3 protein-coding genes are annotated in these 14,856 nt (G+C 75.5%); all 3 read left to right on the forward strand.

Annotated features, from left to right (window positions below):
• On the forward strand, positions 1-2,042 hold a 2,042-nt coding region (locus G5C65_RS16415), incomplete at its 5' end, for an SDR family oxidoreductase (RefSeq protein ID WP_165299588.1).
• A gap of 59 nt (positions 2,043-2,101) precedes the next feature.
• Positions 2,102-7,081: a type I polyketide synthase gene (locus tag G5C65_RS16420; protein WP_241265838.1), complete on the forward strand. Its 4,980-nt coding sequence runs from the start codon at positions 2,102-2,104 to the stop codon at positions 7,079-7,081.
• A gap of 21 nt (positions 7,082-7,102) precedes the next feature.
• Positions 7,103-14,856, forward strand: a 7,754-nt coding sequence (locus tag G5C65_RS16425; RefSeq protein WP_165299589.1) for a type I polyketide synthase, incomplete at its 3' end; no start/stop codon positions are given.

Consider the following 14,856-nt stretch of genomic DNA (forward strand, 5'->3'; position numbering starts at 1 on the left):
CCCTCCCCACCTACCCCTTCCAACACGAACGCTACTGGCTCGACCGCGTCGAGCACGCGGCCGCTGACCCGGTCGACGCGGCGTTCTGGGAGGCGGTCGAAGGCGAGGACGTGACGGCCCTGGGCCGGCGGCTCGATCTGGACGCCGAGGTGCTCAAGACCGTTGTCGGCTCGCTGGCGTCCTGGCGCCGCCGCGCCCGCGGCGAGTCGGCCGTGGCGGACTGGCGCTACGGCATCGCGTGGGAGCCGGTGAAGCACGACGCCGACCCGTACCTCCCCGGAACGTGGCTGCTGGCCGCTCCGGAGGGCCACCCGCGGGCCGCCGCCGTCGCCGAGGCGCTGGCCCGCCACGGTGCCGAGGTGGTCACCCGGCCGGGAGCGGAGAAGCCGGACGGCGTGCTCTCGCTGCACGGGACGGCCGGCACCGCCGCGCTGCTGGCCGAGCACACCGCGCGGGTCTGGGCGCTCACCGACGGCGCCGTGTCCACGGGCGACGACGATCCGGTGCGGGACAGCGCGCAGGCGGGGGTCTGGGGCTTCGGCCGGGTGGCCGCGCTCGAACACCCCGACCGCTGGGGCGGGCTGATCGACCTCCCGGCCGAGCTGGACGAGCAGGCGGGGGCCGCGCTGGTCTCGGTGCTCGGCGGCATCGACGACGAGGACCAGGTCGCCGTGCGTGCGGAGGGCGTGTACGGGCGCAGGATGGTCCGGGCCACGCCGTCCGGTGCCTGGCGGCCGCGCGGGACCGTCCTGGTCACGGGCGGCACCGGACAGGTCGGCGGGCACATCGCGCGCTGGCTGGCCGGCAACGGCGCCGAGCACCTGGTGCTCCTCAGCCGCCGCGGCATGGCGGCCGAGGGCGCGGACCGGCTCGCGGAGGAACTCGGCGCGAGCGTCGTGGCCTGCGACGTCACCGACCGCAATGCGGTGGCCGCGCTCGTGGCCGGACTGGAGGGCGACGGGCACGACATCACCGCCGTCGTACACGCCGCCGGCGCGGTGGACGAGGACCGGCCGCTGGCCGACCTCACGGAGGACGACTTCGCCGCCATCCGGCACGCCAAGACCGTCGGGGCCCACCACCTCGACGCGGTGCTGGCCGACCGCGACCTCGACGCGTTCGTCCTGATCTCCTCGGGCGCGGGCGTCTGGGGCACCGGCGGACAGGCCGCGTACGCCGCCGCGAACGCCGAGCTGGACGCGCTGGCGCTGCAGCGCCGCGCCGAGGGGCGGCCGTTCACCTCGGTGGCCTGGGGCTCCTGGGGCGTCGGCGGCATGGTGGGCGACGACGAGGCGGACCTGCTGCGCCGCCGCGGTGTGCGGGACATGCCGGGCGAGCTGGCGGCCGGGGCCCTGGCGGGCGCCGTGGGCGGCGAGGCGGCGTCCGTCGTCGCCGACATCGACTGGCCCCGGTTCACCGAGACGTTCGTGCTGCACCGGCCGAGCCCGCTCGTCGCATCCTTCGTCGACGCCGCCGCCGACGCCGCCGAGGCGGCGGGCGGCCCGCAGCCGGGCGAGCCCGGCCTGGTGCGCGACCTGGCCGACGCGGATCCGGCGGAGCGGGAGCGGGCCCTGCTGGCGCTCGTCCGGGAGCACGTCGCCGCCGTGCTGCGGCTGGGCTCCGCCGAGGCCGTCAGCGGCGACCGGGCGTTCAAGGACCTCGGATTCGACTCGCTCAGCGCCGTCGAGCTGCGCAACCGGCTCGGTGCGGCGAGCGGCCTGCGGCTGCCGGCCACGCTCGTGTTCGACTATCCGACGCCGCTGGCCGTGGTGCGCCTGCTGCAGTCGGACCTGTTCCCGGACGGCGGCGACACCGACGTGCTCGCCGAGATCGACCGCCTGGAGGCGTCGCTCGCGTCGCTCACCCCGGACAACACGACGCGCACCCGGATCACGGCGCGCATGCGCGTGCTGCTCGACCGCTGGAGCGACGGCGGGGTGGCGCTCGCCGCGCCCGAGGCCGAGGCCGACGACGCGGACGAGCTCGGCTCGGCCACCGACGACGAGCTGTTCGACCTGCTCGACAACGAACTCGGCTCATGACCGGTTCACCTCCCCCGAATCATTCGACGCGTACCGAGCACCGCCCAGAGGAGCAGACGTTGGTGCAGAACGAGGACAAGCTGCGCGACTATCTGAAGCGCGCTACCGCCGACCTCAGGTCGGCACGCCGACGCATCGAGGAGCTGGAGGGGCGCGACGCCGAGCCCGTGGCGATCGTGGGGATGAGCTGCCGCTACCCGGGGGGCGTCAACTCGCCGGAGGACCTGTGGCGGCTGCTCTCCGGCGGCGGTGACGCGATAGCCGAGATCCCCGACGACCGCGGCTGGTCCGTCGACGAGCTGTACGACCCGGACCCGGAGCGGTCCGGCACGATCTACACCAGGGAGGGCGGCTTCCTGGACGGCGCCGCCCTGTTCGACGCCGGCTTCTTCGGCATCTCGCCGCGCGAGGCACTGGCGATGGACCCGCAGCAGCGGCTGCTGCTGGAGCTGTCCTGGGAGGCCATCGAGCGGGCCGGTATCGACCCGGCCGCCGTCAAGGGCAGCCAGACCGGGGTGTTCGTCGGCACCAGCTACCAGGGCTACGGGGCCGGGCTGTACGCCAACGCGCCCGCCGAGGACGTCGAGGGGCACCAGCTGACCGGCGGCTCGATGGCCGTCGCCTCCGGCCGCCTGGCGTACACCTTCGGCCTTGAGGGGCCTGCGGTCACCGTCGACACCATGTGCTCCTCCTCGCTGGTGGCGCTGCACCTCGCGGTGCAGGCGCTGCGGAAGCGGGAGTGCTCGGCGGCGCTGGTGGGCGGCGCCACGGTGATGTCCACCCCCTCGCAGTTCCTGGAGTTCAGCCGGCAGCGCGGACTGTCCCCCGACGGCCGCTGCCGCGCCTTCGCGGACGGCGCGGACGGCACCGGCTGGGGCGAGGGCGTCGGGGTCCTGCTCGTCGAGCGGCTGTCCGAAGCGCGGCGGCACGGCCACCCGGTGCTCGCCGTCATCAGCGGCAGCGCCATCAACCAGGACGGCGCGTCCAACGGCCTGACGGCGCCCAACGGGCTCTCACAGCAGCGGGTGATCCTCCAGGCCCTCGCCGACGCGCGGCTCGCGCCGTCCGACGTGGACGCCGTGGAGGCGCACGGCACCGGCACCTCGCTCGGCGACCCGATCGAGGCGCAGGCGCTGCTGGCGACCTACGGCCAGGACCGGGACCCGGAACAGCCGCTGTGGCTGGGCTCGCTGAAGTCCAACATCGGGCACACCCAGGCCGCGTCCGGCGTCGCCGGGGTCATCAAGACGGTGCTGGCCCTGCGCCACGGCGAGCTGCCGCGCACGCTGCACGTCGACGAGCCGACCAGCCATGTCGACTGGGAGTCGGGCGCGGTCTCGCTGCTCACCGAGGCCCGGCCGTGGCCGGCCGGGGACCGGACGCGCCGCGTGGGCGTGTCCTCGTTCGGCGGCAGCGGCACCAACGCGCACCTCGTGCTGGAGGAGGCGCCACCGCCCGCCGACGGCGCCGACGCCGCGAGCGCGCCGGAGGCCGGGGACGGCGCACCGGCCCCGCGGCCCGCGACGGACGTGGTGGCCTGGTGCCTGTCGGGGCGCGGCGAGGCCGCGCTGCGCGCCCAGGCGGGCCGGCTGCTGACCTGGCTGGACGAGCACCCCGAGGCGTCCGAGGCGGATGTCGCGCACTCGCTGGCCGTCACCCGCGGCACCCTGGAGAACCGCGCCGTCGTCGTCGGCGCCGACCGCGCGACGCTGCGTGCCGGGCTCTCGGCGCTCGCCGAGGACCTTCCGGCCGCGAACGTGGTGCGGGGGGTGGCCGAGGCCGCGGGCCCCGTCGTCTTCGTCTTCCCCGGCCAGGGCTCGCAGTGGGCCGGGATGGGGCTCGAACTCCTGGAGAGCGAGCCGGTGTTCGCCGCCCGGTTCGCCGAGTGCGACGCGGCGCTCGCGCCCCATCTGGGCTGCTCGGTGCTCGATGTGCTGCGCGGCGAGCCGGGCGCGCCCTCGCTGGACCGGGTGGATGTCGTCCAGTCCGCGCTGTTCGCCGTGCTGGTGTCGCTGGCCGCGCTCTGGCGTGCCAACGGCGTCCAGCCGTCCGCCGTGGTGGGCCACTCGCAGGGCGAGATCGCCGCCGCGTGCGTCGCGGGGGCCCTCAGCCTGCCGGACGCCGCCCGGGTGGTGGCGCTGCGCGGCCAGGCCATCCGCGACAGCCTCGCGGGGCACGGCGGGATGCTGTCCGTCGCCGAGCCCGCCGACGCGGTCCGCGACCGGCTCGGCGCCTGGGAGGAGCGGCTGTCGGTCGCCGCCGTCAACGGGCCCGCCTCCGTGGTCGTCTCGGGCGAGCCCGGCGCGCTGGACGAGCTGGTGGCCGAGCTGGACGCGGCCGGGGTCCGCAACCGGCGGATCCCCGTCGACTACGCCTCCCACTCGGCGCAGGTGACCGCCATCGAGGGCCGGCTCGCCGAGCTGCTCGCCCCGATCCGGCCGCAGCGCTCCGAGATCCCCTTCTACTCCACCGTCACCGACGGCTGGATCGACACCACCGAGCTGACCGCCGAGTACTGGTACCGCAACCTGCGCGAGACCGTCCGCTTCGCCGACGCCGTGCGGGCCCTGGCCCTCCAGGACCACCGCGCGTTCGTCGAGACCAGCCCGCACCCGGTGCTCACCGCCAGCGTCCAGGAGACCGTGGAGGCGCTGGAGGAGGCGCCGGCCTGCGCGGTGACGGGCACGCTGCGCCGCGACGACGGGGGCAGCGCGACCTTCGTCACCTCCCTCGCGGAGCTGCACGTGGCCGGGCCCGTCCCGGACTGGGCAGGGCGCCTCGCGGGCGACCGGGTGGAGCTGCCCACCTACGCCTTCCAGCACCAGCCCTACTGGCTCGCGCCGCCCACCGCGACCGGGGCGGTGGAGGACAGCGGATTCTGGGACGCGGTCGAGGAGCCCGGCTTCGCCGACCGGCTGGGCGTGGAGCCCGAGGCGCTGAACGCGGTGCTGCCCGCGCTGCGCGAGTGGCGGCACACCCGGCGGGACCGCGCCACCGTGGACGACTGGCGCTACCAGGTCGCCTGGCGGCGCGACGACGGCACCGGTACCGGCGCCGATGACGGGGGCGCGGCGCGGCTGTCCGGGCGCTGGCTGCTCGTCCTGCCCGAGCACGGCGCCGGCGGCCCGGACGCGGAGCCGGCCGACCGGGTGCGGGAGGCGCTGGCCAGGCACGGCGCCGAGGTGGAGTCCCTGGTCGTCCGCGACGCCGATCTGGACCGCGCGCGGCTGACCGGCGTCCTCGCCGGGGCGGCCGGGGGCGCTGCCGAGCCGGCCGGCGTGGTCTCCCTGCTGGCCCTGGACGAGAGGCCGTACGCCGAGGAGCCCTGGATGCCCAGCGGGCTGGTCGCCTCGCTGCTGCTCGTCCAGGCGCTCGGGGACGCCGGGGTGGGCGCGAAGCTGTGGTGCCTGACGTCGCAGGCCGCCTCGGTCGGCGAGGGCGACCCGCTCGCCCGCCCCCTGCAGAACGCCGTGTGGGGGCTCGGCCGGGTGGCGGCGCTCGAACTGCCCGACCGCTGGGGCGGGCTGGTCGACCTCCCGGCGCAGCCCGGCGAGCCGGTCCTCGACTCGCTGTGCGGGATACTCGCGGCGCCCGGCGAGGAGGACCAGTTCGCGCTGCGCGACGCGGGCCGGTATCTGCGCCGGCTGCACCGCGCGCCCCTGGGCGGCGCCGCCGTGCGCAAGCCGTGGGAGCCGAGCGGCACCGCGCTCATCACCGGCGGCAACGGCGGCCTCGGCGCCCAGACGGCGCGCTGGCTGGCCCGCAGCGGCGTCGAGCACCTGGTCCTGACCGGCCGGCGCGGCGGCGAGGCGCCCGGCGCGGCCGAGCTCACCGCCGAACTGGAGGAGCTGGGCGCCAAGGTGACGCACGCCGCCTGCGACGTCGCCGACCGCGAGTCGCTGGGATCCCTGGTCCGGCAGCTCACCGACGACGGCCACGAGATCAGGGTCGTCGTCCACACCGCCGGTGTGGGGCTGCTGGTGTCGCTCGCCGACAGCTCCCTGGAGGAATTCGCCGAGTGCGCCCGCGCCAAGCTGGCCGGCGCCCGGAACCTCGACGAGATCTTCGACGCCGACACCCTGGACGCCTTCGTGCTCTACTCCTCGGTGGCCGGTGTCTGGGGCAGCGGCGACCACGGCTCGTACGCGGCGGCCAACTCCTACCTCGACGCGCTCGCCGAGAACCGGCGCTCCCGCGGCCTGGCCGGCACCTCGATCGCCTGGGGCATCTGGGCCGCGGGGGACGACGGCCGCGGTATGGCGGTCAACGTCATGAAGGACGCGCTGCGCTGGCGCGGGATCCCCTTCATGCGCGGCGAGACGGCCCTCGTCGGGCTGCAGCAGGCGCTGGAGCAGGACGACCCGTTCCTGGCCGTCGGGGACGTGGACTGGGAGAAGTTCGTCCCCGTCTTCACCTCGGCCCGGCCGAGCCCGCTGCTCAGCGAGGTGCCTCAGGTGGCGGAGCTGCTCGCGGCGGCGTCGGCCGCCGAGGCCGCCGACGGCGAGGAGGCGTCCTCGCTGCGCGGCCGGCTGGCCGCCATGAGCCGGGCCGACCGCAAGGAGGCCCTGCTGACGCTGGTACGGGGGCATATCGCGGCCGTCCTCGGCTACCAGGGCGCCGACGAGGTCGAGGTGGGCCGGGCCTTCCGGGACCTGGGCTTCGACTCGCTCAGCGCGGTCGGCCTGCGCAACCGCCTCAAGGCCGCCACCGGGCTGCGCTTCCAGGTCACCGTCGTCTTCGACTACCCGACGGCGCGGGAACTGGCCGCGCACATCGAGGACGAGCTGTTCCCCGACGACGGCACGGCGGAAGCGGGCGACCCCGAGGAAGCCGAGGTACGCAGCCTGCTGAGCGCCCTGCCGCTGGCCAGGCTGCGCGAGTCCGGGCTGCTGGACGAGCTGCGGCGGCTCGCCGACCCGGACCACGCGAGCGCCGCCGCTGCCGCCGCGGACGAGGACCCGCCCGAGTCCATCGACGACCTGGACGTCGGCGACCTGGTGCGTATGGCCACCGCCCGGACGACCTCTGACGACCTCTGACGACACCGAAGTGGAAGTTTGATGACGAACAGCACCGAGCAGGTCGTTGGGGCACTGCGCGAATCTCTCAAGGAGACCGAGCGGCTCCGGCGGATCAACCAGCAGATCACCGCGGCGTCCCGGGAGCCCATCGCGATCGTGTCGATGGGCTGCCGCTACCCGGGCGAGATCAGGTCCCCGCAGGACCTCTGGGACGTCGTCAGCGACGGCCGGGACGTCATCAGCGGCTTCCCCGGCAACCGCGGCTGGGACCTGGAGGCCCTCTACGACCCGGACCCCGACCGGCAGGGGACCGTCTACGCCACCGAGGGCGGCTTCGTCCACGACGCCGACGCGTTCGACCCGGCCTTCTTCGGGGTGTCGCCGCGCGAGGCCACCATGATGGACCCGCAGCAGCGGCTGCTGCTGGAGACCGCCTGGGAGGCGTTCGAGCGGGCCGGTATCGACCCGACCACGCTGCACGGCAGCAGGACCGGCGTCTACATCGGCGCGGCCTACCAGGGGTACGCGCCGAACTGGATGAACCTGCCCGAGGGGTTCGAGGGCCACCTGGTCACCGGCATCACCACCAGCATCGTCTCCGGCCGGGTCGCCTACACGCTGGGCCTGGAGGGCCCCGCGGTCACGGTCGACACGGCCTGCTCCTCCTCCCTGCTGACCCTGCACATGGCGTGCCAGGCGCTGCGCCAGGGCGACTGCTCGCTGGCGCTGGCCGGGGGCTCGGCGGTGATGGGGTCGCCGCTGGGGCTCGTCGGCTTCGCGCGGCAGCGCGGACTGGCCCAGGACGGCCGGTGCAAGGCGTTCGCCGAGGGCGCCGACGGCATGGGGCTCAGCGAGGGCGTGGGCGTCCTGCTGCTGGAGCGGCTGTCGGACGCCCAGCGCAACGGGCACGAGGTGCTGGCGGTCGTCCGGGGCAGCGCGGCCAACCAGGACGGCGCCAGCAACGGCCTGACCGCGCCCAGCGGCCCGGCGCAGCAGCGGGTGATCCGCGCCGCGCTGGCCAACGCCGGGCTCAAGGCGGGCGACGTGGACGTCGTCGAGGCGCACGGCACCGGCACCTCGCTCGGCGACCCGATCGAGGCCGGCGCGCTGCTGGCCACGTACGGCAAGGAGCACACCGAGGACGACCCGCTGTGGCTGGGCTCGCTGAAGTCCAACATCGGCCACCCGCAGGCCGCCGCCGGTGCGGGCGGTGTCATCAAGATGGTGATGGCGCTGCAGCACGCGCAGCTGCCCAGGACGCTGCACGCGGAGGAGAAGTCCTCGCGGATCGACTGGGACTCGGGCGCGGTCGAGCTGCTGACCGAGGCGCGGGCGTGGCCGCAGCAGGGCCGTCCGCGCCGCGCCGGTGTCTCCGCGTTCGGCGCCAGCGGCACCAATGTGCACGTCATCCTGGAGGAGGCCCCGGCCGCCGCCCCGTCCCCGGACGCCGACTCGTCCCCGGGCGCCGGTGCCCTGCTGCCCGGCGCGCTGCCGTGGACGTTCTCCGCCAAGGACGAGAAGGCCGTGGCGGAGCAGGCGCGGCGGCTGCTGGCCCACGTGGAGCGCAACCCGCAGCTGGCGGCGGGCGACGTCGCGCACGCCCTGGTCGCCACCCGCAGCGCCTTCGAGTACCGGGCCGCGGTCGTGGGCCGGGACCGCGAGGAACTCGTGGCGGCGCTGCGGGAGTTCGCCGACGGCACCCCGGGCGCGACGAGCGCCCGCGGCAGCGCGGGCAGTCCGGGCAAGGTGGTCTTCGTCTTCCCCGGCCAGGGCTCCCAGTGGGACGGCATGGCGACCCGGCTGCTGGACGAGGTGCCGGAGTTCGCCGCCCGGATGGCCGCCTGCGAGGCGGCGCTGGCGCCGTTCGTGGACTGGTCGCTGACGGACGTGCTGCGCGGGCGCGAGGGCGCCCCGGGGCTGGAGCGGGTGGACGTGGTCCAGCCGGCGCTGTGGGCAGTCATGGTGTCCCTGGCGCACCTGTGGCAGGCCGCGGGCATCGCCCCGTCCGCCGTCGTGGGCCATTCGCAGGGTGAGATCGCGGCGGCGACCGCGGTGGGCGCGCTGTCGCTGGAGGACGGCGCGCGCGTGGTGGCCCTGCGCAGCCAGGCCATCGCGCGCGGCCTGGCGGGCCAGGGCGGCATGCTCTCGCTGGGCCTGGGCGAGGAGCGGGCGCGGGAGATGCTGGCCGGGTGGGACGGGCGGCTGTCGCTGGCGGCCGTCAACGGGCCCGCCTCCACGGTGGTCTCCGGTGATGTCGCCGCGGTGCGGGAGCTGCACGCCCACTGCGAGCAGCTCGACGTCCGGGCGCGGATCATCAACGTGGACTACGCGTCGCACTCGCACCACGTCGACCTGGTGCGCGAGGAGCTGCTGGAGGCGCTCGCGCCGATCACTCCCCGCTCGGTGGACGTCCAGTTCCGCTCGACGCTCACCGGCGAGGCGCTGGACACCGCCGTGCTCGACGCCCGGTACTGGTTCGACAACCTGCGCAACACCGTGGAGCTGCACGGGGCGGTCGAGGAACTGCTCGGCTCGGGGCACGGCACGTTCATCGAGTGCAGCCCGCACCCCGTGCTGACCCTTCCGCTGCAGGACGCGGCGCCCGAGGCGCACGTCCTCGGCACGCTGCGGCGGGACGAGGGCGGAGCCGTCCGGCTGCTCACGTCGTTCGCGCAGGCGCACACCCACGGGCACGCGCTGGACTGGGACGTTCTGGCGCCCGCGGCAGGCGGCGGCACCGTCCCGCTGCCGACCTACCCCTTCCAGCGGCAGCGCTACTGGGTGGCGGGCGCCGCCACCACGGCGCCGCCCGCCACCGGCACCGGCGCCGGCCAGAGCCCCGGCGAGGCCGGCTTCTGGCAGGCCGTCGAGGAGAGGGACGTCGACGCGCTGATCGGCGCGCTGGGGCTGGACGCCTCGGACGCCACCGAAGCCTCCCTGAACGCGGTCCTGCCGGCCCTGTCGTCCTGGCGGCGCCGGAGCCGGGAGGAGAGCACGCTCGACTCCTGGCGCTACCACGTGAGCTGGAAGCCGCTCGGCGAGGTCCAGGTCGCCGAGAGCGCCGCGACGCTCGCGGGCCAGACCTGGCTGCTCGCCGCCCCGGAGGGGGCCGGGCGCGCGGAGGCCGAACGGATCGACGCCGCGCTGCGCGCCCACGGCGCCCGTACGGTGCGGCTGGACCTCGGCACGGACGACGTGTCCCGGGAGCGTGTCGCCGACCGCCTCCGCGCGGCGGCCGGGGACGCCGCGCCGACCGGCGTCCTCTCGCTCCTCGCCCATGCCGAGGAGCCCTACGGAACCGTCACGGCGCAGCCCGCCGGGCTGGCGCTCAACCTCGCGCTCACCCAGGCGGCGGGGGACGCGGGGCTGGACGTGCCGCTGTGGTTCGCGACCCGCGGCGGCGCGGCCGTCACCGCGCAGGAGGGCGGGATCCGGCCGCTGCACGCGCTCACCTGGGGCCTGGGCCGGATCGTCGCGGCCGAGTACCCGCAGCGCTGGGGCGGGCTCGTGGACCTGCCGGAGGAGCTGGACGAGCGGACCACCGGGCGGCTGTGCGGCGTGCTCGGCGGACGGCTCGGCGCGGGCGAGAACGCCGAGAACGCCGAGGGCGCCGAGGATCAGGTCGCGCTGCGGACGGGCGGGGTGTTCGGCAAGCGGCTGGTGCGGGCCTCCTCCGCCTTCGCGCAGAGCGGGGCGCGGTGGACGCCGCGCGGCACCGTACTGGTCACCGGCGGTACCGGCGGCCTGGGCGCGCGGGTCGCGCACTGGCTGGCCCAGGGCGGCGCCGAGCACCTCGTGCTCACCAGCCGCCGCGGTCCGGACGCCCCCGAGGCCGACGAGCTGGCCGCCGCGCTGCGCGAGTCGGGCGTCCGGGTCTCGGTCGAGGCGTGCGACGCGGCCGACCGCGCGGCGCTGGCCGCCCTCCTCGACCGGCTGGCCGAGGCGGGCGACAGCCCCACGTCCGTGATCCACACGGCCGGTGTCCTGGACGACGGTGTCCTGGACACCCTGACCCCCGAGCGGGCCGACGGCGTGCTGCGGCCGAAGCTGGACGCCGCCGTCAACCTGCACGAGCTGACGGCGCACCTGGACCTCGACGCGTTCGTGCTGTTCTCCTCCTTCGCCGGCACGCTCGGCGCCCCGGGGCAGGGCAGCTACGCGGCGGCGAACGCCTTCCTGGACGCCCTCGTCCACCAGCGGCGGGCCGCCGGGCAGACCGCGGTGGCCCTGGCCTGGGGGCCGTGGGCGGGCGGCGGGCTCGTCGACGAGTCCCTGCAGTCGCGGCTGCGCGGCACCGGGATGCCCGCGATGGACCCGGAGCAGGCGATCGGCTCGCTCCAGCGGGCGCTGGACCTGGACGACACCTTCGTCGCGGTAGCGGACATCGACTGGCCGCGGCTGGTCGCGTCGTCACCGAGCCTGCAGACCGCGCTGACCGGCGAGATCCCCGAGAGCAGGCCGGCGGAGCCGGCGGCGGGCGGCGACGCGCGGCCCGCCGGCGGCGCGGGCGAGGCGGCGCAGCGGCTGGCCGCCCTGCCGCGGGACGCGGCGGAGTCCGAGCTCGGCGTCCTGGTGCGGACCGAGGTGGCCGCCACGCTCGGCTACCCGGGCCCCGACGACGTCGACCCGCACCGCGCCTTCCGCGATCTCGGCTTCGACTCTCTGACCGCCGTCGACCTGCGCAACCGCCTGGGCACCAGCACCGGTACGCGGCTTCCCGTCACCCTCGTGTTCGACTATCCGACGGCCTCGGCGCTGACCCGCTTCCTGCTCACCGAGCTGATCGGCGAGGAGACCGGCGAGGAGACCGGCGCCGCCGCACCCGAGGGCGCTGCCGTGCGGAGCCGTCCGGCCGGCCCGGTCGACGACGAGCCGATCGCGGTGGTCTCGATGGCGTGCCGCTTCCCCGGCGGCGTCAGCACCCCCGAGGACCTGTGGGAGCTGCTGGCCGAGGGCCGGGACGCCGTCTCCGACTTCCCGACCAACCGGGGCTGGGACCTGGCGGGGCGCTTCGACCCCGACCCCGACAAGCCGGGCACCTTCTACGCGACCGGCGGCGGGTTCCTGTACGACGCCGACCACTTCGACCCCGGCTTCTTCGGCATCTCGCCGCGTGAGGCGCTGGCCATCGACCCGCAGCAGCGGCTGCTGCTCGAAACCACCTGGGAAGCCTTCGAACGGGCCGGAATCACCCCGGAGTCCGTCAGGGGGAGCGCGGCGGGCGTCTTCCTCGGCGCCAGCTACAACGACTACGGCTCACGCTTCCAGCAGGCGCCGGAGGAGTTCGAGGGCTACCTGGCCACCGGCAGCGCCAGCAGCGTGGCCTCCGGCCGGGTCTCCTACACCTTCGGCCTGGAGGGGCCGGCCGTCTCGGTGGACACGGCCTGCTCCTCGTCGCTGGTCGCGCTCCACCAGGCCGCGCAGTCGCTGCGGCAGGGCGAGTGCTCGATGGCGCTGGTCGGCGGTGTCGTGGTGATGTCCACGCTGGACACCTTCGTGGAGTTCTCCCGCCAGCGGGCGATGGCGCCGGACGGCCGGTGCAAGGCGTTCTCGGCCGCCGCCGACGGCGCGGGCTGGTCCGAGGGCGTCGGCATGGTGCTGCTGGAGCCGCTGTCCGAGGCCCGGCGCAACGGGCACGAGGTGCTGGCCGTGCTCCGCGGCAGCGCCGTCAACCAGGACGGCGCCTCCAACGGGCTGACCGCGCCCAACGGCCCCGCGCAGCAGCGGGTGATCCGCGCGGCGCTGGCCAACGCGGGCCTGCGGCCGGGCGAGGTGGACGCGGTCGAGACGCACGGCACCGGCACCTCGCTCGGCGACCCGATCGAGGCGGGCGCGCTGCAGGCCACGTACGGCAAGGAGCACAGCGCGGACAGCCCGCTGTGGCTGGGCGCGCTGAAGTCCAACATCGGGCACACCCAGGCCGCCTCGGGCATCGCGGGGATCATCAAGATGGTGCTCTCGCTGGGTGCCGGGGTACTGCCCAGGACCCTGCACGCCGAGGAGCGCTCCCCCGAGATCGACTGGTCCTCGGGAAGCCTGGAGCTGCTGACCGAGGCACGGCCGTGGCCGCAGACGGGCCGCCCGCGCCGCGCCGGTGTCTCCGCCTTCGGCGTCAGCGGCACCAATGTGCACGTCATCCTGGAGCAGGCGCCGGAGGCGGACGAGAGCGACCAGGAGGGCCAGGACAGCCAGGACGGCCCGGCTGACGGGGTCCTGGAGGCCGCGGCGTCCCCGGCCGTGCTGACCTGGCCGGTGTCCGGCCAGTCCGAGGCCGCGGTACGGGCACAGGCCGCCCGGCTGGCAACGTTCACCGGCGACCGTCCCGAGCTGTCCCCCGCGGACGTCGGCTACACCCTGGCGCGGCACCGGACGGACTTCCCGTACCGCGCGGTGGCCGTGGGCCGTACGACCGGCGAACTCCTCGAACAGCTCGGGCGGATCGCGGAGGGCGCCGCACCGGTGGCCCGCGCCGTCCCGGGCGGGAAGCTGGCGTTCCTGTTCACCGGGCAGGGCGCCCAGCACCCCGGCATGGGACGCGAGCTGTACGAGACCTACCCCGTCTTCGCCGAGGCGTTCGACGAGGTCTGCGCCGAACTCGACCCGCACCTGGACCACCCGCTCAAGGACACCGTCTTCGGCGACCACCCCAAACGCCTGGAGCAGACCCTCTACACCCAAACCGGCCTCTTCGCCGTCGAGACCGCCCTCTACCGCCTGGTCACCAGCCTCGGCGTCACCCCCGACTACCTGCTGGGACACTCCATCGGCGAACTCGCCGCCGCACACGCCGCAGGCGTACTCAACCTGCCCGACGCCGCAGCACTCGTCGCGGCACGCGGCCGCCTGATGCAGTCCCTGCCCCCGGGCGGCGGCATGCTCTCCCTCCAGCTCGACGAGAACGACACCCTGGCACTGATCGAAGGACACCCCGACGTCGCCGTCGCCGCACTGAACGGCCCCACGGCGAGTGTCGTCTCGGGCCCCGTCGAGGCGCTGGAGCAGATCGCCGGGAAGACGGACGCCAAGACCATGCTCCTGGCGGTCTCGCACGCGTTCCACTCGCCTCTGATGGACCCCATCCTCGACCGGTTCCGCGACACCGCGGCCCGGCTGACCTACCACCAGCCCGCCCTCCCGATCGTCTCCAACCTCACCGGCGAACCCGCCGACCCCGAGGAGATCACCACCCCCGACTACTGGACCCGCCACATCCGCCAGGCCGTGCGCTACCACGACGGACTCACCGCCCTCAGCGAACTGGGCGTCACCCACACCGTGGAAATCGGCCCCTCCGGCACCCTGACCGCACTCGCCCACCAGGCCCTGCCCGACCTCACCCACACCCCGACCCTGCGCAAGGACCAGGACCAGCCCACCGCGCTCATCGGCGCGCTGGCCCGTACGCACAGCACCGGGCACACCGCGCACCACCCCGCGGCGCCCGAGCGGGGCGCCCTCGTCCCCCTGCCCACCTACGCCTTCCAGCGGCAGCGCTACTGGCTCGAATCACCCGCGCACACCGCCGACCTGGCCACGGCCGGGCTGCACGACGCGGGGCACCCGCTGCTGACGGCGGCGCTGCACCAGGCGGACACCGACAGCCACATCCTCACCACCCAGCTCACCACGCGCTCCCACCCCTGGCTGCTCGACCACGCCATCAACGGCACCCCGATCCTGCCCGGCACCGGCTTCCTCGAACTCGCCCTCCACGCGGGCCAGTACACCGACACCCCGCACGTCGACGAGCTCACCCTGGAAGCCCCCCTCACCCTGTCCGCCCACACCCCCAC

It is taken from the genome of Streptomyces boncukensis (assembly GCF_011045075.1).
In the GTDB taxonomy this organism is placed as follows: domain Bacteria; phylum Actinomycetota; class Actinomycetes; order Streptomycetales; family Streptomycetaceae; genus Streptomyces; species Streptomyces boncukensis.